We start from the raw sequence: 22,094 nt of genomic DNA, 5'->3' as shown, positions 1-22,094 counted from the left end.
CTTTATAAATAAAGGGGTCCTGCACTGAGTCAGAACCCCTTTTCAATAGTCAGAAAGTTATCAAGAAAGCCAATTGCCTGCAAATCACTTAGCGGCAATTCAACAAACTATTACACTTTCCTTCAACTCTTCCTTGAAGAAAGGCTAATCAATCCAAGGTCTTGCCTGTTTGACTTCCAAATGACCGCGGGAACCGTCATCGGTGGCGGTGATCTTAAATTCGATATCCATGGCAAAACTGCGATCCCCGTCATAAACAGGCTTGAAATGACCCTGTATCGCCTGCATCGCACGTCTTAACTGCACCGTTTCTGCTTCGGTAAGTACATTTTCTGTCATCACCGGCTGGTCGTACACGGTTTCGACATTGGAGTGGCGGATATATTGCTGCGCCCACCACCAGTGATCCGGATTATAAGGATCGTCGCCGGCTAACAGGTGCGCCAGTAAAAACTCATCCGGTACCGAGCTCACTTCCCCTTCGGAGGTAATAATAGGCTCAGGGTTGGTAACCGAAATCTCACCGTACTGGACATTGACGTAATACCCTTCCCAGTTGGCATCATAGATATTTTTGGTCACGGCAACGCCGTTGGCCTGCTCATCGCCGTAACTCTCGTGTACCAGTACTCCCATGTAGGTTTTAAAGTGGTCGATACGGTAGAAACGACGCTCTTCAAACGCCCTGTGGGTCCATAAACTGGCCCAAACCTTTTTCACCGAATCGGCAATATCCCCTTCATCGGGTTTATGGGTATTGGACTCGTATAAACCGGCGCCGTTAAAGCCAGCCAAATCTTCATTATTGGTACTGGAACGCAGGCGGATATTTTTGCTGAACGGGGCTCCCTGTGGATCCCAGAATAAACGCATAGCTTCAAGCTTTTCATGCATTTGCGCCGTCACTTCACCTTTTTTAACTTCTTTGCGGAAGTCATCTAACTTGGCATCGCGTACATCCGGGCTCGCCTGGAAGTTTTCATCTGCCATGATGTCTGCAATTTGCTGATAATAAGAGCGCTCAACAAAATAATCTTCTGGTAAATCCTTGGTTTGCGTAATGGCAAGATTAGCTTCTACCTGCCATAAGGCCAGGACAAAAATTTCCAGTTCGAAATCGGTATTGCCGGAAAAAGTAACGGTTTTCTTATCATTTTCCCGCAGATAATTAACTGCCAGCTCACGATATTCGCTGCTGCCGGAAGCACTTAAGACCGCATCCGTAAACGGCAGGGGGTTAAGCAACCAACGGTCATTGGTGACATCGCGCATAAACAATACCAGGCCATTGGCATTATCCAGCACCAGCTCCATATCCTGACTGCCGGCGGCCAGGGTAATTGGCTCTGCCTGATCAAGCAGGGAAACCGATAAGGCACTGCTGTCGGTGTTTCTCACCGTAGTGGCACGGTCTTCATCACACAGGGCGCGATACTTACCGTCGGGCACCAGGTTGCCAAAGTCGTCTTCTTCCAGCTCCTGACAGCGGGGCAGGCTCATATACTCGTTATACATGGAAAACGGCACCGCATAACCGCGAGGCACCATTTGATGGCCGTATTCACTTTCCAGGTCCTTCAGGGCGTTGGCCAGCTCGGCAACATTCGCTGCTTTTGCGCCAAAGCGGACCCAGTCGCCGTTGCCAAGCTCACTTAATAAAGCCGGTTCGGTTACCGTCAGATCAGATAACGGCGTTTGCGGATCCGGGCGCACCGATTCTAGCCAGGTGTCTACCTCATCCTGGGTCGCGGCGGTTAACACTATACCGTCCCCGGTCACTTCATATTTCACCAGCTCGCCAATTAACGGTGCTACTTGAGGGTCGTTGACCGCATCGCGCATATAGGCATTCGGGGTATTGTTTTGCTTGGCTTTAAGGTTGATATGAGACAAAGGCGTTTGCGGGGAGTCGGTGATGATCCCGGCAACATGGGCCAGGTCATTGGGGATATAGGTATAAATCACCACGTCACTGACAGAAGGTACCGGATCCCCGGGATTAATCACACGCAAGCGGCCATAACCTTGGCCCTGGTTGAGGATAGAAAAATCAATATTAGCAAACAGCTGTTCGCTTTTGATCACCGGTACCTCGGCCGATTCAAAAAAGGCCAGGTTATTGTCATAGATGTCCAGCTGGACATCGCTGGCGGGATAATAGCGGATCTGATCCCGGGCAAAGGTCATTTGCTCGGCGATCATCTTATAGGCTTTATCCGTTAACTCAGGAGTTACCGGATCCACCGGCCAGAATTGCACCGTGTACAGGCCATCAACCCCGGCTTCTGAGCTGTAATGATCATGAGCGAGAATCGATCCCGCCAGATGCGCCCGATCATCATGGAAATAGGTGGTTGAATTAAATTCCGACAAAGTGCCGCTATAACCTAAGCCCTCGGAGGCAAAGGCATAATGATAGGGGTAGCGCTCGGTATTGAAAAAATACAACTTAGGATTGTCGGTATTGACATCCATGATCAGATATTTCACTTCGCGGATACTTTGTGCCCCGGGCTGATCGCTACGCGCCGCCAGGGCTTCAAAATCAGTGCGCGATGCCAGGGTTAGGAAATAATCCGCTCCGCTCTCGCTGTCATTGACTGTGGTGGATATCGTATCCTGTTTTTGGGAAGTGATATTTTGTGAAAGCTTATCAAGGGAAGTTAGATTACTCCCTTGTGCTGCTGACATCATACCCGCACAAAGTAAGGGTAATGCCAGGTGAAGTCGTGACCTCATAATTAATTCCTTTTGCTTGGCTAAATTCACTACGACTGTTAAAACATTTAATTAAATGAGTTAAATACAGCTGGTTAAGGTGTGCAGCAATCATTACTGGTTCAGTAACATTAAAACTAAACAAACCGTTAATTTACCCACCTTAACCGGAAGCCGTATTGTAAAAAAGTAAATAAAAAGTTCAACAAAAGTTAACAATTAATCAATAAAAATTGTTTTTGATCGGATTTTTTCAATTTTCCTGAGCCAAAAAACCCGTTCCTGTTTAATTTGTCTTAAAGCAAGGAACGGGCAATGCGTGATGATCTCAGTTGTGATTAGTTAGCATAAACTTGAGGGTAAACTCTTATCCGCCAGGAACTTTCCGCTGCCGCCAAAAAGCGCACCGATAAGGCCACGGCTAAAAGCTGGCACAAAAACATGGCTTTGATTCCGGAAAATTTTCACCGTATAGGCGCTTATAACAGCACAGTTAACCGGCGATAAAAGCGCTGATATCTGCCACCAGGCTGGTTTCGGGGCGCTCGACAATACGGCCAAGCTCCTGACCGTCAAGGGTAATGACAAAAGTCGGGGTAAAAGCGATACCGGCATCGCTGGCCTTGCCCTGTGGTTCCGACTTGTTGAGATCTAAAGCGATCAGTTGCGAACTAAGCTCCGGACGCAGCGCCAGAATTTTCAGCATTTTCGGGACTTCACGCTGACTGTCATGGCACCAGGTACCAAAATAAGTGGTTATCTGAAGTTTATCCGGCCAGCTCCTGACCTGTGCCAGTTCTTGCTCTGTCAAATCAACCTGCTGAAATACCTGACTAAAGTCAGCATATTGAGCCAATAGTTCATCGGTACTGATAATCCCGACAGCAACCTTGTCGTCATGGGCACAAGCCGTCAGGGTAAAAAGTAATAATGCCGATGAGATAATGGCGCGAAAAGTTTTCATAGCGGACTTCCTGTGTAAATAACCCGGTGCTTGACCGGGCTACTTGCTTTGCTATCCGTTTTGATAACGCCGCCTGCCTAGTCTTTTTTTAATTCGTTAGCCTTTAATAACATAGATTTACTTTCCTGTAAAAAGACTTGTGCATAATCGCCAAACCAATCCGCCACCTGGTTAAACATAGTGACAAAGGCATCTTTATCCCCCATTTCTATGTCTTCAAGCAACTCCAGGAAACGGTAGGCAAACCGCTTCATCATGGAAACATTATCCGGGTTGGCAAAAATGATATCGCTGTAAAGCACAGGGTCCTGGGCGAACAAGCGGCCAACCATGATCAGCTCCAGGCGGTAGATAGGTGAGCTCATTTCCACCAACTGGGCAATATCCGAGCCTTCAGTCATTAAATGATAACCGTAGGCTATGGTAGAAAAGTGTCGCATCACCTGTACCATAGACATCGCCTGATCATGGGCACTGGCGGATACCGGATAAATTTTCGCGCCCCAAACGGCAAATTGATCCAGCAACCACTGATATTGCTCCGGGGCTCGCCCTTCACAGCTGATAATGGTTTGCTTTACCAGGGCAGTAACATCCGGGCCGAACATAGGATGTAGCCCGACCACAGGTCCGCTGTGCACTTTTAACATTTCATAAAGCGGCGATTCTTTGACACTGGTCACATCCGCTAAAATGCAGGACTCAGGTAAGGCCCCCAGCTGCTGGATCACTGTAGTGGTCAAACGGATAGGCACAGCAACCAGAACCACGCCGGCACCGGCAAAAATTTCTTCGCTGCGCCCCCAGTCTTCCTGTTCCATCACCGTCACCTGGTATTCTGAGCGGGTAAAGAGATCGACAAAAATACTGCCTAACTGCCCTTTACCGCCGATCACCACCACCTTTTTACAGTCCGGGTTCACGCATTTATAGCCGCTGGCATCCTGGCTGTTATAAGAGTCCCGCATCAAGCGGCGTAATACGTCTTCAATCAGATCCGGGCACAGCCCCTGATCTTGCGCCTGATTACGGCGCTCTTCTAATAAACTAGCTTCCCGATCCGGGGCATAGATGGGCATGCCCACCTGACTTTTCAGCTGGCCAACTTTAGTGGTGATACCACGGCGCTTAACCAGCAGAGCGACAATCTGGCTGTCGATATCATCGATATCGTCACGTAACGTCTTCAGTTGTTCTTGAAAATTTTCCATTGTTAATGCAATAACCTTGCTAATAGCCTTATTAAAATAATATTAAGCCTTGATCCGTGCTTTGAGCACTTCCGCCAACTTAGTCTCGGCCAGTACCATAAGCTTTTCTGTTTCTTTAAGGTCGATACAGGCATCGGTTACCGAAACCCCGTATTCCAGCTGTTCCCTGGGTAAGTTTGCACTTTGGTTACCGGCTTTAAGGTTACTTTCGAGCATCAGCCCGATTATCGATTTATTGCCTTCGAGGATCTGGTTGAACACATTATCGGCCACTAAAGGCTGACGGCGGTAGTCTTTATTGGAATTGCCGTGGCTGCAGTCAACCACGATCCCCAGCTCCAGGCCATGGGAAGATAATTCCTGTTCGCAAATGGCAACATTAACCGAGTCATAGTTAGGCTGTTTTCCGCCACGTAAAATCACATGGCCGTCCGGGTTGCCGGAAGTTTTGATCAAGGCTACCTGTCCCTGGCGGTTAATTCCCATAAAGCGGTGGGAAGAAGCTGCTGACTGCAAGGCATTAATCGCCACATCTAAACTGCCGTTGGTGCCGTTTTTAAAGCCGATCGGCATAGACAAACCACTGGCCATTTCCCTGTGGGTCTGGGATTCCGTGGTCCGGGCACCAATTGCCGACCAGCTGAACAATTCAGCCAGGTATTGCGGACTGATGGGATCTAAGGCTTCGGTTGCCAGCGGCAGCCCTAATTTAGTGAGGTAGATTAATAATTCACGCGCTTTTCTCAAACCGCTTTCAACATCGAAAGAGCCATCCATATGGGGATCATTGATCAAGCCTTTCCAGCCAACCGTGGTTCTTGGCTTTTCGAAATATACCCGCATCACGATATACAAAGAATCCTGATACTTGTCATGCAGGGCCTTTAAATGGCGGGCATATTCTTTTGCCGCTTCAACATCATGTACCGAACACGGGCCGCTGATCACCAGCAGCCGGGGGTCGCGTTTATGAATGATGTTAGAAATAACTTCTCGTGCAGCCATGACATACTCGCGCCCTTCATTATCAAGCGGCAACTCTGCTCTTAACGCCTCAGGCGTAATTAAGACATCTTCAGCATTGACATGCACGTCATTTAAATGGGTTATATGGGTAGATTCAGCCATGGTAACTTCCGGTAAAAAATAGATTAAATAGAATAAAGTGAAAGGCTAAGCAGTAATTCCGGGCCAATAGAGATTCAGTGATAATATCGAAAAAATACGTGATTAATTTTCGTGTTTTTTATACCAAAAAACAAAACATCAAACCTTGTAAAGATAGCGTTACACAAATTGTAAGATATATAGTACACCCTTTATCTTGTCCGGTATAGGCTTTTTGCTGAAAAATTGCCCTTTAGTCGCCAATAGCCGGGATTAACAAAGGATATCCTTTAATGAACTATAGTTAAGGGTACATGTACAAATAAGCCCTATATGCAAATTTAACGAGCAAAGCCGCTTATTTTGCTATTATTAGTGTTGACATTAACGGGCTAGCAATAGCCATTCGCTTGTTTTTGGGTCTGTGATGATGAAAGCCGGTTCACATTTACCTATCCCCGAAAAAGACTATCTCACCATAGAGCAACGTAAAATTGCTGACTGGTACCGCACCGCTTTCCAGCAGAGCAATATTTCATTATGGCTGGTGGACCTGGGTACCCTGCCGGGCAAATTGGAAAAGTACAGCGCCCAGGATATTCGCGATTATAATCACTATTTTGCCCATCATATCTTTGAATTGCTGACCCTTGCCAGGCAACTAAAGGTCGTTGACGTCAATATGCCAACCCTGGCCTTGTATGGTGGCAAGGACAAAGGCACTTTCTTAAAACAGATCGCCAATAAACATAATAAAGATCAATTGGAGGTATTGAAGAAGCTGGTGGTTGCCTTGCTGGAGCAGCGCCATTATTTTGAAACCGAAGCCACCGCCAGCCACCGCAACGGCCATCAATTTAAAGTGGTCATGAAAGCCATTATTCCGGAACATGTCACCGACCATACCCGGATGCTCATTTCCGTCACCAGCCTGGCACACAGAAAAAAAGTATCGCAATTATTATTCCCGGAGCAGGATATTTATCAAACCTTCCTTCACAATGCCCCGGTTTGTATTCATGAAATAGATCAGGATGGCCGCTTAACCGCCATGAATGATACCGGTTTAAAAATGTTGCGCCTGAACGATGTCAGCCAGATCCTTGGCTGCCGTTATTTATCCCTGGTGACCGATGACGATAAACCGCGCATCGAATATTTAATGTTAAGGGCATTTAACGGTTACTCTTCTGAATTTGAATTTCAGTTAAGATGCAACGGCGAGCTCAGGGTTTTTTCCTCCTGCTTTATTCCGATAGAAGAAAATAAAGATCAAGTCCATCATATTATCGGCATTACCCAGGATATAACCGAACGCAAACACAGTGAAGAAGAACTCTACCATCAGGCCAACTATGATCTGCTCACTAACCTGCCAAACCGCAGCCACTTCACCGACTCGGTTAAACATGCACTGACCCAGGCCAGACGGCGCCGCCACGGCCTGGCATTACTCTTTATCGACTTAGATAATTTCAAACCCATTAACGATACCTATGGCCATGCCATGGGAGACACGTTACTGCAACAGGTTTCCGCCACCATCCAAAACACGCTGCGCAAGGAAGATTTAACCTGCCGCTTCGGGGGAGATGAATTTATCATTTTACTGCCCAGCATAGCCAAACGGAATAATGCCGCGGTTGTCGCCGAAAAAGTCCTTCGCTGCATTCAACAGCCGATAAACCTCTCCAACCAGCAACTGTCGATTTCTGCCAGTATCGGTATCAGCACCTTTCCGGAAGACGGCGACAGCTATGAAACCTTAATGCCGCATGCCGATATGGCCATGTATAAAGTCAAAAACTATGGTGGCAACAGTTACCAGTTTCACCAGGTAGAAAAAACCAACTTTAAGATGTAAGCCGCTAAGATATACACTGCAACTTAGTACATAGGCGCTTAACGGCTACAGCATAATCCCGCTACCGGGATAATGCTGCTTGTTCCCTTCACTGACCTGACTGACCGCCCATCATATCAATCGAACCAGACTTGTCTTTCACCCGGGATATCGCCTGTGGTGCCTGGGAGGCAGCCAGCATACGGTTAATTTGCTGTATTTGTGTTGAAACCCGGATCAAATCGCGACTGACCTGCTGATAATGCTCATCCTGCCTTGCCATTTCCTTGCTAAGTTCAGCTTTAAACATACCGCTTAAGCTAGCAATCGACTGGTTCAATACCCTTGTTTGCTTACTGAGCAAAGCCGCCATTTCCTTGTTCTCCCGGATAACCTCGTCCGGGAGCCCTTGCTGGGGAACCATATGCCCGATAACATCAACACTGGCCGAGCTGACTTTATCCGATAAATAACCTTCACTATCGCTGATAAGGTCATCGATCTTATGGGTTTGTTGCTCCATCTGGCTTACCAGGCGTTTATTGGCATCTGCTACCACCTCGGCAAGCAAGTCAACGACCTCTTTTTGCCGGATATCGAGACGGTTAAATTTTGCCATCAGTTGGGAGTTAACGGTTTCATGTTTGGATTTTGCATCCCCGGTCAGCAAATTAAAGTGCCGTTCAAGAGAATCCTGATATTTAAGGGCATCCTGGCGGGTTTGCTCTGTTTGCACTAAAGTACCGACTTGCAGATTGGCGCTAAAGGGGGCAGCAAATAAAACCCCTAAAGTCAGTAAAGCAAAAGCCGCCCGGGCGTATAAGTGCTTACTCATAAAAGTGAGTGCGAGACCGGCAATAAAAGTACCGATCAAAGGTAAGATCACCATGACGCTTTCCATCATGGATAGTTGGCTCAGCCCCTGAAAAAATGATGCAATGGTATCCATAAAAACCTTCCTGGTCGTTAAAGTAACATCCTGTTTATTCATACCCCTAACCTAGTACACAGGCACAAAAAAACAACCACCTTGACTGTCAGGGCTTAACTGACACCTCCGGCCCCTTACATTGTTACCTCTAAATAATCCATTAAAAATAAGCGTGTTACCCGCTAAGTAGCTCAGTACAGCCAACTAATGGCCAAAAAGCAAAGCAATTAAGCCCGGCTATTTAACTCAAGGCTTCATGGATAAATCACCGGATAAAAGACCCCGATAACTGACAAAAACAATCACAATTAACGGACAAGAAGCTACGGTGCGTTTATCGCAAATAAGCACTGTATTTTTTGAGCGCTCAGAAAAATGGTCCAATGCCTGAAAACCGCAAAAAGTAAAACCATATTGGCTTGCCTTTATTCAAAAAAGCAACAAACCTCAAACGCCCCCAGATGATTATTTATTCGCTTTATAGTGAGCATAACCAAACTGTTATTTATCCCCCCGGGCAACCCAGCACCTTGATGAACAAAAACCAAGAACAAACCGGGCTTGGACAACTATTATCATCGGGCTCACCGTTCAGGCCCAGGTATAAGCTAATAAACCATTAAAAAATCAATTATTTTTATCCAAATAAAGCTAACCGGCCTTAAAACAGGGTAAAATAAAAATATCTGTCAAATGAATACGCCCAGAGCCTGATGACTGAGTATGCAATCAAGTCTTGATATCAACTGGTGGCAACTGGCCATTTTTATGTTAGTGCTGCTGGTCCCTTTAGCGGTTAACTTCAGGTTTTCCCTGGGGCTCACCCGGGAAATGACCCTGGCGGTCGTGCGTATGAGTTTACAACTGGTGCTGGTGGGCCTATACCTGCAGTTTTTATTTGAACTCAATAATCCGCTGCTGAACCTGATGTGGCTGATGGTAATGTTGCTGGTTGGCACCAGCGCCATCATTTCCAGTACCGCACTGGAGGCAAAATACCTCTACCTGCCGGTACTCTGCGGCTTATTGCTGGGATTAGTGCCCTTGCTGCTTTTGCTGTTGCTGGCCTTGCTGCAACCTGTACCTGTTTATAACGCCCAATATCTGATACCACTGGCGGGTATGCTGCTGGGCAACAGTCTCAGCGGCAATATTGTCGCCCTGCAAAGGTTGTTTACTGCCTTTAAGGATAAAAATGATGAATATGAGGGAGCGCTGGCATTAGGGGCCAGGCCCCCCCAGGCAAGCCTGCCTTTTGTCCAGTTGGCAATGCAACAGGCCTTTGCGCCCATCCTGGCTTCTATGGCCACCACAGGCTTAGTGACCCTACCCGGTATGATGACGGGGCAAATTTTGGGAGGTGTCGATCCGATCACGGCCATTAAATACCAGCTGGTGATCTTAGCAGCAATTTTTGTGATGCTGAGCATCTCGGTGACAACCAGTCTTTATCTGGGGATCCGTACCGGCATAGCACCGACCGGTTTTGTTAAGATCAAGTTTAAAGCCCCGAAAATGAAAAAACAGAAACCTTGATATTTACATTCTCTGCTCTCCTGTCATCGCCTCCCCTGTATATAAGCGCTCTTTGACTTACTGTCACCGCGCAATACCATACTTCCTGCACATAAAAAGACCGGCATATTTGCCGGTCTTTTGGGTTCTCAGCCATTATTAATGGAATATTCGCCGTAAGCCTTTATCACTTAACAATACGGTTAGTGACCAGGTGATCCACCACGCTCGGATCTGCCAGGGTCGAAGTATCTCCAAGGCTTTCCATTTCATTTTCGGCGATTTTACGCAGGATGCGGCGCATAATTTTCCCCGAGCGAGTCTTGGGCAAGCCCGGCGCCCATTGAATATAGTCAGGCTTGGCAAAACGGCCGAGTTCTTTGGCGACAAATTCCGTCAATTCCCCCTGCAGGGCATCAGATTCACTGGCCGACCCCATTAAGGTCACATAGGCATAAATGCCCTGCCCTTTAATATCATGGGGGTAGCCCACCACCGCCGCTTCGGCCACTGCCGGGTGCAATACCAGGGCGCTTTCGATTTCCGCGGTACCCAACCTGTGCCCGGAAACATTGAGGACATCATCCACCCGCCCGGTGATCCAGTAAAAGCCGTCGGCATCGCGTTTGGCGCCGTCACCGGTAAAGTAATTGCCCGGATACTGGCTTAAATAGGTATCATAAAACCTCTGGTGATCGCCGTAAACCGTGCGCATTTGCCCCGGCCAGCTGCCTTTCATCATCAGCAAACCTTCGGCTTCCCCTTCAAGTTCATTGCCTTCTTTATCAAATATCGCCGGCTCAACGCCAAAAAATGGCTTGCCTGTCGCGCCCGGTTTCATATCCACGGCGCCGGGCAAGGAAGTCAGCAAAATACCGCCGGTTTCGGTTTGCCACCAGGTATCGACGATAGGGCAATTTTCTTTACCGACAATTTCATAATACCAATGCCAGGCTTCGGGGTTAATCGGCTCGCCTACCGTGCCCAGCAAGCGGATTGAAGATAAGTCTGCCTGCTCCACCAGGGCATCTCCCAAGCCCATTAACGCCCTCAGTGCGGTCGGTGCGGTATAGAAGATATTAACCTTGTGCTTTTCACACACCTGCCAAAAACGCCCGGCATCGGGGTAGGTAGGCACACCTTCAAATACCAGGGTGGTGGCACCGTTGGCCAGGGGGCCGTAAAAAATATAAGAATGCCCGGTAACCCAGCCGGCATCCGCCGTACACCAGTAGATTTCACCGTCCTGGTAATCAAAGACATATTTATGGGTCATGGCCGCATAAAGCAGATAACCGCCGCAGGTATGCAAAACTCCTTTAGGTTTGCCGGTTGAACCAGAAGTATAAAGTACAAATAACGGGTCTTCGGCATCCATTTGCTCCGGTTCACAAACCGCAGGCAAGTCAGCAACCTCCTCAGCGTATTTGACATCAAGCTCGGAGTTCCAGTGAACATCGGCCCCGGTACGTTCAACCACTATCACAGAATGGACATCAGGACAGTCTTTGAGCGCCTCATCGACATTGGCTTTAAGGGGAATACGCTTGCCTCCGCGGACACTTTCATCTGCGGTGATCACCACCCGGCAATCTGCATCGAGTACCCGGGCTTTAATCGACTCAGTAGAAAAGCCGCCGAATACCACAGAATGTACCGCGCCGATACGGGCACAGGCGAGCATGGCGTAGCCCACTTCGGGGATCATTGGCATATAAATACAAACCCGGTCGCCTTTTTTCACTCCCCGCTGCTTTAACAAATTAGCAAAGCGGCAGACATGATCATGCAGCTCTTGATAGGTCACCTTAGCGTCATCGCCGGGCTCATCTCCTTCAAAAATGACAGCGATGTCATTTGCTTTATTAGCTAAATGGCGGTCAATGCAATTGTAGCTGACGTTCAATTTGCCGCCGGCAAACCAGCTGACCTGTGATTCTTTAAAGTTAACGCTGCTGACCTGCTCCCAGGGCTGATACCAGTCGATAAACTTTTCCGCCTGCTGCGCCCAGAACACATCAGGCTGCTCAATGGACTGGCGGTACATGGTTTCATAAGTGGCGGCATCAATATGGGTGTTTGCCTTTGCGCGTTGGGATACTGGATAGCGAGATTGTAATTCCTTCATAGCTACTCTCTGATGTAATGGATTCTAGTTATAATTACTTTGTTTATTATTCTTTGCATATTGCGGCATATAACAATGAGTTAATCAGTTTACCCTTAATGAATTTAAGAAACCACGAAGTTTTTTTAAACAAAGGAAACTGGCTGATATTTATCATTACTCACCGACAAGAGAAATTCAAACGGGCAGCAGGTTTATTTTGTCGCTATTTTCCGCCTCGCCTTCAGCTCCCCTGAAGCCTAGCTTTAAACATAACAGTTACTTCTTCTCTGACACAAGCAAAGATACAGCGGCGTATTATTTATTTCCCTCGCATACAGCCGCTGCTTCTTACTTCAACCTCAAATAATCGAAGACGATGCAATCAAATCGGTAAACTTGGTAAGTACCGGTTCATCAATTTGTTCAGTTCCGGATAAGCGAAAGAAGGTATATTTTTCCCCAGCATGCACCGCCAGGGCGATAGACTGTTTGCTGCCGCTGAGCTGGTACAAGTCAAAAAGCTGATTATTCTGAGATTTGATGGTTCTAACCGCCTTAAAGTTATCCGTTGCCGGTAAGCCGGCTTTTTGTTGCCAGATGTTCATAATCGCCGACAGCGGCATACCTTTTTTCATACGGATAATCGCCAGCTGATAATTGTTTTTACCACTGTTAAGGCGGTAACTGGCAATTGCCACACCATTGGCAGCAGGCACAGGCTGCCACTCACTTGATGGAGAAAGCTCAAGAAAATCACTGAGCTTTTCATGGTGGCTTACAGTCACTTTCAAGTGCTTTTTCACCGGCAGTGCCCCGTCGTTTTTTTGCCACCAGCTGGCATTTGAGCTCACTACCGAAGCAAATTTTGGTGACTGTAGAGGATCATTGCCAACAAGAGCAAGATGAGAAACCGGCTCATTAAGGAAGAAAAAACTCAAGAAGCAAGCAACCGACAGGTAACTGATATAAATAAACTTTTTCATGGACTACTCCCGTAAATTATTCGCCAACAAACACCACAAGCTAGGGGTTTGTTAATAATTTCAAAATTTCAGGCTTGAACTTCGCCATTGAAAATGCATTTTGTCCATGAGCATTTTTGCTGTTGGCATTGCACCAACTCCAAGCAGGTATTTAGCGCTTTGGCTATCACCACTTTTCACCGCTAACAGTAACGGGGCATAGCTGTGTATATTCCTCCTGCTGATATTGACATCTTCGTTAAGTATACGCGGTAAAATTTAATTTTTTCCCTGGACGGTAAATATTAATGCCGCACTCCCGGGTGCCGAACACCAGCCTGACGGCATTTGCCCGGTAAGGCTTTAACATTCCCTGTATAGGTCCACCACAGGAGCAAACTGGTGGAAGTGTTGATCTCAGCGGCTTTACCGGACAAAATCATATAATTTCGGTTAGGTGTGCGATTCTTGATTACTGCCTATAAGCGCAAAACTTCTCACCTGAAACGGATAAATGAAAATCAGCTGTAAGGAGAATGACTCAAGGTAATATGAGGAGTCACAACAAGCTATGGGGAAAAGCATGAGCAGTATAGCGGCATGAACATCTTTACCTTGTTACATCCTGTAACCGCAAAGTTGCCATAGGAAATGCAGGTTCTTAACTTACGCCTGGAACCAGTGAGTTGATCTTTCCTCCTGCACATAAAAAAAGCCATGTGGTTGCCCACATGGCTTTTTATTCAAACTAATGAATAATCTATGATTACTTCTTAGCCAACTTCTCTTTGATACGTGCAGAACGACCTGAACGCTCACGAAGATAGTAAAGCTTAGCTTGACGAACATCACCGCGACGTTTGACTTCAATTGAGTCAACTAGAGGGCTATGTGTCTGGAATACACGCTCAACACCAACACCGTTAGAAATTTTACGAACGGTGAAAGCAGAATGTAGGCCACGGTTTTTAACAGCAATCACAACACCTTCAAATGCCTGAAGACGTGATTTGTCACCTTCGGTAACTTTAACTTGAACAACGACAGTGTCGCCTGGGGCGTACGCTGGAACGTCAGTTTTCATTTGCTCTTGTTCGAGCTGATCAATAATCTTACTCATAATACCTTCTTCCTAGAGTTCACTGTCATCAGCAGCAGCTTGCTTGATTTTCTCAAGCATTTTCTCCTGCTCCGCAGTCAGAGCTAGGTCAGTTAATAGTTCGGGTCTTCTGGTCCATGTTCTTTCCAGGGATTTCTGCTGGCGCCAAAGCCTGATATGTTCATGATTACCACTTAGCAACACTTTCGGTACCGACTTCGCCTCTTCATCAGAGGTTTCCAGTACTTCCGGCCGGGTATAATGCGGACAATCGAGTAAACCGTCAGAAAATGAATCCTGCTCGGCTGACAACTCATGTCCCAATACACCGGGCACAAAACGTGCTACGGCATCGATCACGTTCATGGCAGGTAATTCACCGCCACTTAATACGTAATCACCAACAGACCATTCTTCATCAACATCTGATTCAATGATCCGTTCGTCTATGCCTTCATATCGTCCGGCAATAAATACCAGATGATCATGTTGCGATAACTCACGCACACCGGCCTGGTCCAATTTACGTCCCTGAGGTGACAAATAAATCACTTTTGCCTTGCCGCCATTGGCTAATGCCGCATCTTTTGCTGCATTAATGGCATCACGTAACGGTTGCACCATCATCAACATACCCGGACCACCGCCATAAGGACGATCATCTACGGTGCGATGTCGATCATGGGTAAAGTCTCTCGGGTTCCACTTGTGGAACTCAATCAGACCATTACGGATCGCTCGGCCAGTCACCCCATACTCAGTGATTGCATCAAACATTTCGGGAAAAAGGCTAATCACCCCAATCCACTTGCTCTTGTCAGAGCCGTTGCTGCTGCTCACGAGTTAGAAACCTGGGTCCCAGTCAACACTAATTTGTTTATTTTCAACACTAACCGATACCACCACTTGCTCAAACAAGTAAGGAATTAACCTTTCTTTTTTGCCAAAGGCGTCGTTGCGGTTAGCTTTTACAACCAGTACGTCATTTGCGCCGGTTTCCATCATGTCAGAAACCGTCCCCAGGTCGTAACCTTGGGTAGTAACAACTGTCATGCCGATCAAATCCCGCCAGTAAAATTCCCCTTCGGGCAATTCCGGCAAGGCTTCAGGATTAGCCAATATTTCCGAGCCGACCAGGGTTTGCGCCTGATCTCTGTCATCATAGTTGGCAATCTTGGCAATAAGACCATTGTTATGTTTACGCCAATCAGTAACTTCTACTGCTTGTACTTTATCGCCTAATTTTAAAGACCAAGGCATATAGTCTAAAATAGCTTCGGGATCATCCGTGAATGAATGAATCTTCAACCAGCCCTTGATCCCGTAAACGGCACCTAATTTACCCAGCGTGATTTTATCTTTCATACTACTCACAACAATTCCTACAACTTACCAACTAATTAAGCAGCTGCTTGAGCGTCTTTAACCAGCTTGGCCACACGATCAGATACACCAGCACCTTGACCAACCCAGTGGTTGATGCGGTCCAGGTCTAAACGTAATTTTTCCGCTTGACCTTGTGCTGTTGGGTTGAAGAAACCTACTTTCTCGATGAAACGACCATCGCGAGAGTTACGGCTATCTGCAACAACAACCTGATAGAATGGACGCTTCTTAGCGCCACCACGAGCTAAACGAATGGTAACCATATCGTCCTCTATATATATTAAGTGTTAAAACGAATTTCCAGACACTTTCTGACACCAAGTGACAGAAAAGCTCGCGTATTTTACGCTTTCCCGCCAAGATTGCAAGAGATATACAAAATGTGAACAGAATTAGTGCTTTACCGAGCCACTCACCAGGTCAAAAAAGCATAAAAATCAATACATTGAATAAAGAGCGCATTCAACGCACTGACTGTAAGTATAATCCGGCAAAATCAGGCTTTACCAGGCCATAACGGCGATAGATTTCTGCCAACAACCCGCGTTGATCGGCTTTTGCCAGAATTTTATTAATCTCCCCCGGCTGAATAGGAGACGTTTTCGGCACCAGGAAAAAACGCTCATAAGCGGTATCATAGCGCTCGGAGACAATAAACTTATCCTTAAATTCAGGATGGCGCAGTAAAAACCAGTTCAGTGCTATGGTGCTGACCACGGCAATTTCCGCCCGGTTTGCCAACACCATATTAATGGTGACTTCTTCCGAGCGCACTAAAGTAATATTAAAGCGCTTGTTCAGCTGGGACAGCTCAGTGACATAATTGGCAAATTTATAATGATAGCCATGAACTGCAACCAGGTTCTTATCGGTAAAGTTAGCAAAAAAGCCCTGATCTCTGTTTTTTTTCTTTAGCGCGAGAAAGATATCTTTTGAAGCAACCAGCGCCATAGTTAAAGACAGATCATCTTCCTGCCACCCCCAGGCGGGATTATCCCACATCACCACATCGACCCAGCCATCAGCCAGGGATTGGGTGCGTCGCTTGATCGGTACCGGCACCAGGACGAACTCAAATTGATTCTGTACGCTGTTCATCGCCGCAATCACTTCCGGTGCGGCGCCCGAGAGACCTTCTCCGAAAAGAAATGGCGGACGGGCACTGGAGCCGACTTTTATTTCAATTGCTGCCGGCAGGGATGCGCCATAGACCTGATGGTAAAAGCCACAAAGCAGCACCAGCAATAATGCTGACTTAATGGCGCGGCCTTTTATCTGAAAAAATAGCATATATTTCTCCGCATAAAATTAATAATAGCCTGAGAAATAGCAAAGGCAGCCAAAACCGCCCTTTTAGTAAAATTTATCTAAAGCGCAGGGATAAGGCTGTTGGCACTTTTCTTATCACCAGCCAACCGGCAGCGGTTAAGGCACAACCTTCCGCTTTAATCCGGCAAAGTCGGCTTTTTCCAGTCCGTAACGCTGATAAATAACCGACAATAAACCTTGCTGATCGGCTGCAGCCAAAATTTCATCAATTTCCCTTGCCTGGATCGGCGCACTTTTAGGCACCAGGAAAAATCGCTCATGACTGCTATCAATGCGTTCAGAAATGATAACTTTATCCCGGTATTGAGGATAACGCAGCAGAAACCAATTTAAGGTAATGGTGCTGACCACAGCGATGTCGGCTCTTTTAGCCAGTAGCATCTTAATGGTAAGCTCTTCATTGCTCACCAAAGAAATATCGAACATTTTGCTCAACCGGGATTCGTCGGTGATGAAATCGGCAAAACGATAATAATAGCCATGAACAGCCACCAGGCGCTTGTCGGTTAAATCGGCAAAAAACGTCTGGTCTCGTTGCTCCTGTTTTAATGCCAGGAAAATATCTTTGTTTGCAACCAGCGGCAAACTCAGCAACAGGCTGTCTTTCTTCCAGCCCCAGGCGGGATTATCCCACATAAAGACATCCACCCAACCATCGGTGAGCGACTGAATACGGCGTTTGGTCGGCACAGAAACCAGAATAAATTCAAATTGATTTTGCACCCGGTTCATTGCCGCCAAAACTTCTGCTGCCGCCCCGCTCATATCGTTAGTCGCCATAAAAGGTGGCCGGGGAATAGTACCCACCTTAATTTCTATCACCTCGGGTGAACTAAAACTATGGGCAAACTGGCTAAAAGCGGATAACAGCACCAGTACGATAAGCATTTTTACAGAGTTTAAAATAACCATATAATCCTATGAACCTGAAGGTATTTTGCAGCCCAAACTAATCATAGTGCCAATAACAAAAAAGGCAGCCTTAGCTACCTTTTTAGATTGAGTTTTTATCCTGATAAGCAAGAGTTACTTACGGCCGAGCATACCGCCCATGCCGCCCGGCGGCATCATGCCCTTCATGCTGCGCATCATTTTCTGCATGCCGCCTTTACCCGACATCTTCTTCATCATTTTCTGCATTTGCGTGAATTGCTTGATTAATTTGTTCACATCCTGGATCTGGGTGCCTGAACCGTTGGCTATCCGGCGCTTACGCGAACCTTTGATGATTTCCGGACGGGCACGCTCTGCCGGGGTCATGGAGTTGATGATGGCTTCCATACGTACCGTAACCTTATCGTCCATCTGTCCTTTAATTTGCTCAGACATATTGCCCATGCCGGGTAATTTGTCCATCAGCCCCATCATGCCGCCCATATTTTTCATTTGCTGGAGCTGCTCCCGGAAGTCTTCCAGATCAAAACCTTTACCGGTTTTCACCTTACGGGCCAGTTTTTCCGCCTTTTTCTTATCGACTTTCTGCTCAACTTCTTCGATCAGGGATAACACATCCCCCATGCCGAGAATACGGGAAGCGATACGGTCCGGATGGAAAGGCTCCAGGGCATCGGTTTTTTCACCCACCCCCATAAATTTGATCGGCTTGCCGGTGATATGGCGAATCGACAGCGCCGCACCGCCACGGGCATCACCGTCGGTTTTGGTGAGGATAATCCCGGTTAAAGGCAAAGCATCGTTAAAGGCTTTGGCGGTATTGGCAGCATCCTGACCTGTCATGGCATCAACGGTAAACAGGGTTTCTACCGGGTTGATGGCACCGTGCAGCTGCTGGATTTCTGCCATCATATCTTCGTCGACATGCAAGCGACCGGCGGTATCGACGATCAAAACGTCAAAAAAGTTTAACTTGGCATGGTTGATGGCCGCTTCGGCGATGGCCACAGGTTTTTGTTTGATATCACTGGGGAAAAATTCAACCTTGATTTCCTGCGCCAGGGTTTCCAGCTGTTTGATCGCCGCCGGGCGATAAACATCGGCACTGACCACCAAGACTTTTTTCTTTTCACGTTCGGTCAGGAATTTTGCCAGCTTAGCAACCGAGGTGGTTTTACCCGCCCCTTGTAAACCCGCCATCATGATCACTGCCGGCGGCGCCGCCTTTAAGTCCAGGGCTTCGTTGACTTCACCCATGGCCGCTTCGAGTTCACCGCGGACGATTTTGACAAAAACCTGTCCCGGGCTCAGGCTTTTTGTAACTTCCTGACCAACCGCACGCTCTTTCACTTTACTGACAAACTCACGGATAACCGGCAGGGCTACATCCGCTTCAAGCAGGGCCATACGTACTTCACGCAGCGTGTCTTTAATATTGTCTTCTGTTAACCGGCCACGGCCGCTGATATTTTTTAACGTTTTCGTTAAACGATCGGAAAGATTCTCAAACATGGATTACTCTAAAAGCCAAACTTTATCGGCACATTATAACCGCAGCATAAAGAAGAGAAAGCATAAAATTCCGGCAAAGACCGAATAAATGGTAAAATAAGCGGAAAATTTACCGCAAACGGTTGTCAGCATCATTAAAAACTCCTGCCAGAGCATAAGATAGGGATATCTGCCCGGTGTTTTTTTATGGTATTCTAGCGCCAGTTTATTTTATCAGACACAAGGAAGGCCCGGTGGAACAGCTCACAGCCTTATTGAATAATTTCATTGATTTAGCAGCAGAGGCCAGTCCCTGGTTATTGCTTGGCCTGCTCATCGCAGGGTTAATGAAAGCCTGGTTGCCCAAGCAATTGCTCAATAAGCACCTGGGCAAAGGTAAATCAGGCATCGTTAAGGCCGCCCTGGTTGGCGCACCTTTACCCCTGTGCTCGTGTGGCGTGATCCCGGTAGCCACCGAATTAAAACGCGGCGGCGCCTCCGATCCCGCCACCGCTTCCTTTTTAGTCGCGACACCGGAAACCGGGGTCGACTCGGTATCTGTCTCTTACGCCATTTTAGGACCGGTATTTGCGATTTACCGGCCGGTAACGGCGATAGCTTCCGCCATCATCACAGGATTGCTGGTGGCCACCGATAAATCCGCCGGGAAAATATTACCAGCAACAAAACATGACGCTAAAACCAATGCCAGCACACAAAACACATGCTGTTCATCCACAACTGGTGAAGCTGATATCAAGATGGCAAAGGCAAGCAGCTGCTGTGCTTCCCCGGCCGCCGAGATGGCCACTGCTGCCAGCGGCAGTTGTTGCAGTATTCCTGCGCCAAAAGAGACAGCAAGCAAGTGTTGTGCTTCACCTTCCCAGACATCTGCCAGCGCCAATAGCAGCTGTTGCCCCCCACAAGTTCCCGAAGCGACAACAGCCACAAAATGCTGCTCTTCTACAACAGATAAAACAGCGGATAAGGAAACTTTTTCCCGCAAAACCTTGCAGGGCATCAAATACGCCGCCACTCAGTTAGTTGATGACATCATCATCTGGCTCTTTATCGGCCTGGTTTTCGCCACCCTGGTCAGAACCTTGTTGCCGCCGTCACTGTTAACCAGTTACGGCAGCGGACTGCAAGCCATGTTGATCATGATCGCCATCTCTATCCCTATGTATATTTGCGCGACAGCTTCAACCCCGATTGCCGCAGGCTTTATTCTCGCGGGCATTTCCCCCGGCACCGCACTGGTCTTTATGATGGCCGGGCCGGCAACGAACATTTCAACCTTAGGGGTGATTAAAAACGAAATGGGCTCAGGGGTACTGATACGTTATCTCGGCGGGATCGGCTTATGCGCCCTGGCTTTTGGTTATCTGCTCGATTGGGGACTGTTGAAGTTTAATATCGATATTAACCAACAAATGCAGCACAGCCATGAGCTGCTGCCTTACTGGTTTAGCCTCAGCTGCGCTATTTTACTGGCGCTGCTGGCAATAAAACCGTTAAGAAGAAAGTGGCTATAAAAACATAAAAAAACACTTGCTAACATTTTGTTGGTAACTTTTTGTTTATGATCATGGTGCTTTGGCAACAAACTGATAAAATCACCGCGGATCGTTATCTTATTTGGTAGCCCGTTTATTCATTTTTTTGATAACTATATTGTGTGGGAGCACTTTGTGGATTTGTTTGCAACTTATTCTATTATCGCATTTGTCGCTTATCTTGGGGCATCGCTGGCCATTATCACCCGGTTGTTTCATCCCGAGGGACCTAATCAACTGCTGGTGCTCCTGATCGGCTGTTTCGCGATTATTGCCCACACTCTGGGGATCAGCCAGCAGATGTTCCTCAACGGCGAGGTTAACTTCAGCCTGCCTTATGTGATCTCCCTGGTATCGCTCATTATCACCATGAGCATTTCTGTGGTGGCCACCCGCTTTAAAGTCAATTTGCTGCTGCCGGTGATTTACGGCTTTGCCGGTATCTGGCAATTGTTGCTGGTGCTTATGCCCGGCGGCGGTGAAATACCGTTAACGGCGGAGAAAGCCTTACTGATCAGCCATATCACTCTGGCCCTCATAGCCTATTGCGTGCTGGTCATTGCCACCTTATACGCCTTCCAGGTGGCTTATATTAATTTTAAACTTAAAAGCAAGAATTTAGCCGCCGTCAACCAGTTGCCGCCGCTGATGCAGGTGGAAAACCAGCTTTTTCTTATTTTAGCCATAGGCACCATGTGCTTATTTATCAGCGAAGTGAGCGGCTTTATTTTTCTCGAGAATTTCCTGGCCAAAGACAAACTGCATAAAACCGTACTTTCTTTAGTAGCCCTGGCAATCTATACGATCACCCTGTTCGGTCACTTTAAACGCGGCTGGCGCGGACACAAGGTGCTGATCTTAACCATTTGTGCGACATCTTTACTGACATTGTCATATTTTGGCAGCCGATTCGTGAAAGAGTTTCTCTTGTCATAATTTTTAAGGTATAAAGTACAATAGTTTTAGTGAATTAGGCTA

18 protein-coding genes are annotated in these 22,094 nt (G+C 47.1%); 4 read left to right on the top strand and 14 right to left on the bottom strand.

The annotated features are described in order from the left end of the window. Window positions 1-144 precede the first annotated feature (144 nt). The 4 genes from QL234_RS02230 to QL234_RS02215 form a co-directional block, all read right to left on the bottom strand. Window positions 145-2,739 carry a PEP/pyruvate-binding domain-containing protein gene (locus tag QL234_RS02230; RefSeq protein ID WP_281556227.1) on the bottom strand — a complete coding sequence of 865 codons (2,595 nt, stop codon included), beginning with the start codon at window positions 2,737-2,739 and terminating at the stop codon, window positions 145-147. Window positions 2,740-3,211: 472 nt separating this feature from the next. Beyond that, on the bottom strand, window positions 3,212-3,682 hold the full coding sequence (locus QL234_RS02225; protein ID WP_281556226.1) for a thioredoxin family protein: 471 nt from the start codon (window positions 3,680-3,682) through the stop codon (window positions 3,212-3,214). 77 nt (window positions 3,683-3,759) lie between these two features. Next, window positions 3,760-4,893 (bottom strand): bifunctional chorismate mutase/prephenate dehydrogenase, encoded by a 1,134-nt coding sequence (tyrA, locus tag QL234_RS02220; RefSeq protein ID WP_281556225.1) that lies wholly within the window; start codon window positions 4,891-4,893, stop codon window positions 3,760-3,762. 42 nt (window positions 4,894-4,935) lie between these two features. Next, complete coding sequence (locus tag QL234_RS02215; RefSeq protein ID WP_281556224.1) at window positions 4,936-6,021, bottom strand: 3-deoxy-7-phosphoheptulonate synthase; 1,086 nt, start codon at window positions 6,019-6,021, stop codon at window positions 4,936-4,938. Window positions 6,022-6,427: 406 nt separating this feature from the next. Between QL234_RS02215 and QL234_RS02210 the strand changes: the two genes are divergently transcribed. Then, entirely contained in the window at window positions 6,428-7,864 is a 1,437-nt protein-coding gene (locus tag QL234_RS02210; protein ID WP_281556223.1) for a GGDEF domain-containing protein, read from the top strand. A gap of 88 nt (window positions 7,865-7,952) precedes the next feature. Here QL234_RS02210 and QL234_RS02205 read toward each other — a convergent pair whose 3' ends face one another. After that, window positions 7,953-8,792: a hypothetical protein gene (locus tag QL234_RS02205; RefSeq protein WP_281556222.1), complete on the bottom strand. Its 840-nt coding sequence runs from the start codon at window positions 8,790-8,792 to the stop codon at window positions 7,953-7,955. 705 nt (window positions 8,793-9,497) lie between these two features. Between QL234_RS02205 and QL234_RS02200 the strand changes: the two genes are divergently transcribed. Then, window positions 9,498-10,310 (top strand): ABC transporter permease, encoded by an 813-nt coding sequence (locus QL234_RS02200; protein WP_281556221.1) that lies wholly within the window; start codon window positions 9,498-9,500, stop codon window positions 10,308-10,310. A 166-nt stretch (window positions 10,311-10,476) separates the two neighbouring features. Here QL234_RS02200 and acs read toward each other — a convergent pair whose 3' ends face one another. The 9 genes from acs to ffh all read right to left on the bottom strand — a co-directional run bounded on the left by acs (window position 10,477) and on the right by ffh (window position 19,581). Beyond that, window positions 10,477-12,417 carry an acetate--CoA ligase gene (acs, locus tag QL234_RS02195; protein ID WP_281556220.1) on the bottom strand — a complete coding sequence of 647 codons (1,941 nt, stop codon included), beginning with the start codon at window positions 12,415-12,417 and terminating at the stop codon, window positions 10,477-10,479. 341 nt (window positions 12,418-12,758) lie between these two features. Beyond that, window positions 12,759-13,382 carry a hypothetical protein gene (locus QL234_RS02190; protein WP_281556219.1) on the bottom strand — a complete coding sequence of 208 codons (624 nt, stop codon included), beginning with the start codon at window positions 13,380-13,382 and terminating at the stop codon, window positions 12,759-12,761. A 745-nt stretch (window positions 13,383-14,127) separates the two neighbouring features. Continuing rightward, entirely contained in the window at window positions 14,128-14,481 is a 354-nt protein-coding gene (gene rplS, locus QL234_RS02185; protein WP_044835856.1) for a 50S ribosomal protein L19, read from the bottom strand. Window positions 14,482-14,493: 12 nt separating this feature from the next. Next, window positions 14,494-15,300, bottom strand: a complete 807-nt coding sequence (gene trmD, locus QL234_RS02180) for a tRNA (guanosine(37)-N1)-methyltransferase TrmD (protein WP_281556218.1) — start codon at window positions 15,298-15,300, stop codon at window positions 14,494-14,496. A gap of 3 nt (window positions 15,301-15,303) precedes the next feature. Then, complete coding sequence (rimM, locus tag QL234_RS02175; RefSeq protein WP_281556217.1) at window positions 15,304-15,825, bottom strand: ribosome maturation factor RimM; 522 nt, start codon at window positions 15,823-15,825, stop codon at window positions 15,304-15,306. Between the two features lie 35 nt (window positions 15,826-15,860). Further along, window positions 15,861-16,109: a 30S ribosomal protein S16 gene (gene rpsP, locus QL234_RS02170; protein ID WP_118960885.1), complete on the bottom strand. Its 249-nt coding sequence runs from the start codon at window positions 16,107-16,109 to the stop codon at window positions 15,861-15,863. Window positions 16,110-16,308: 199 nt separating this feature from the next. Continuing rightward, window positions 16,309-17,136, bottom strand: coding sequence for an ABC transporter substrate-binding protein (locus tag QL234_RS02165; protein ID WP_281556216.1), 828 nt, complete (start codon window positions 17,134-17,136; stop codon window positions 16,309-16,311). Between the two features lie 135 nt (window positions 17,137-17,271). After that, window positions 17,272-18,087, bottom strand: coding sequence for a transporter substrate-binding domain-containing protein (locus QL234_RS02160; RefSeq protein WP_281556215.1), 816 nt, complete (start codon window positions 18,085-18,087; stop codon window positions 17,272-17,274). Window positions 18,088-18,201: 114 nt separating this feature from the next. Next, window positions 18,202-19,581, bottom strand: a complete 1,380-nt coding sequence (gene ffh / locus QL234_RS02155) for a signal recognition particle protein (protein WP_044835861.1) — start codon at window positions 19,579-19,581, stop codon at window positions 18,202-18,204. Between the two features lie 233 nt (window positions 19,582-19,814). Between ffh and QL234_RS02150 the strand changes: the two genes are divergently transcribed. Together QL234_RS02150 and ccsA are read left to right on the top strand one after the other, a co-directional pair. Beyond that, the gene (locus tag QL234_RS02150) at window positions 19,815-21,095 is read left to right on the top strand and encodes an SO_0444 family Cu/Zn efflux transporter (protein WP_281556214.1); all 1,281 of its coding nucleotides are present in this window, start codon (window positions 19,815-19,817) and stop codon (window positions 21,093-21,095) included. Window positions 21,096-21,251: 156 nt separating this feature from the next. Continuing rightward, the gene (gene ccsA, locus QL234_RS02145; RefSeq protein WP_281556213.1) at window positions 21,252-22,052 is read left to right on the top strand and encodes a cytochrome c biogenesis protein CcsA; all 801 of its coding nucleotides are present in this window, start codon (window positions 21,252-21,254) and stop codon (window positions 22,050-22,052) included. The last annotated feature ends 42 nt before the right edge of the window (window positions 22,053-22,094 follow it).

The organism is Thalassomonas sp. RHCl1 (genome assembly GCF_947387555.1).
Lineage (GTDB): Bacteria > Pseudomonadota > Gammaproteobacteria > Enterobacterales > Alteromonadaceae > Thalassomonas.
Note: the sequence above shows the minus strand (reverse complement) of the source record. Positions and strands in the feature narration are given on the sequence as shown.

Coding starts and splice junctions, on each gene's coding strand:
- QL234_RS02230 (WP_281556227.1), bottom strand. CDS start 2,739: ATGAGGTCACGACTTCACCTGGCATTACCCTTACTTTGTGCGGGTATG.
- QL234_RS02225 (WP_281556226.1), bottom strand. CDS start 3,682: ATGAAAACTTTTCGCGCCATTATCTCATCGGCATTATTACTTTTTACC.
- tyrA (WP_281556225.1), bottom strand. CDS start 4,893: ATGGAAAATTTTCAAGAACAACTGAAGACGTTACGTGACGATATCGAT.
- QL234_RS02215 (WP_281556224.1), bottom strand. CDS start 6,021: ATGGCTGAATCTACCCATATAACCCATTTAAATGACGTGCATGTCAAT.
- QL234_RS02210 (WP_281556223.1), top strand. CDS start 6,428: ATGATGAAAGCCGGTTCACATTTACCTATCCCCGAAAAAGACTATCTC.
- QL234_RS02205 (WP_281556222.1), bottom strand. CDS start 8,792: ATGGATACCATTGCATCATTTTTTCAGGGGCTGAGCCAACTATCCATG.
- QL234_RS02200 (WP_281556221.1), top strand. CDS start 9,498: ATGCAATCAAGTCTTGATATCAACTGGTGGCAACTGGCCATTTTTATG.
- acs (WP_281556220.1), bottom strand. CDS start 12,417: ATGAAGGAATTACAATCTCGCTATCCAGTATCCCAACGCGCAAAGGCA.
- QL234_RS02190 (WP_281556219.1), bottom strand. CDS start 13,382: ATGAAAAAGTTTATTTATATCAGTTACCTGTCGGTTGCTTGCTTCTTG.
- rplS (WP_044835856.1), bottom strand. CDS start 14,481: ATGAGTAAGATTATTGATCAGCTCGAACAAGAGCAAATGAAAACTGAC.
- rimM (WP_281556217.1), bottom strand. CDS start 15,825: ATGAAAGATAAAATCACGCTGGGTAAATTAGGTGCCGTTTACGGGATC.
- rpsP (WP_118960885.1), bottom strand. CDS start 16,109: ATGGTTACCATTCGTTTAGCTCGTGGTGGCGCTAAGAAGCGTCCATTC.
- QL234_RS02165 (WP_281556216.1), bottom strand. CDS start 17,136: ATGCTATTTTTTCAGATAAAAGGCCGCGCCATTAAGTCAGCATTATTG.
- QL234_RS02160 (WP_281556215.1), bottom strand. CDS start 18,087: ATGGTTATTTTAAACTCTGTAAAAATGCTTATCGTACTGGTGCTGTTA.
- ffh (WP_044835861.1), bottom strand. CDS start 19,581: ATGTTTGAGAATCTTTCCGATCGTTTAACGAAAACGTTAAAAAATATC.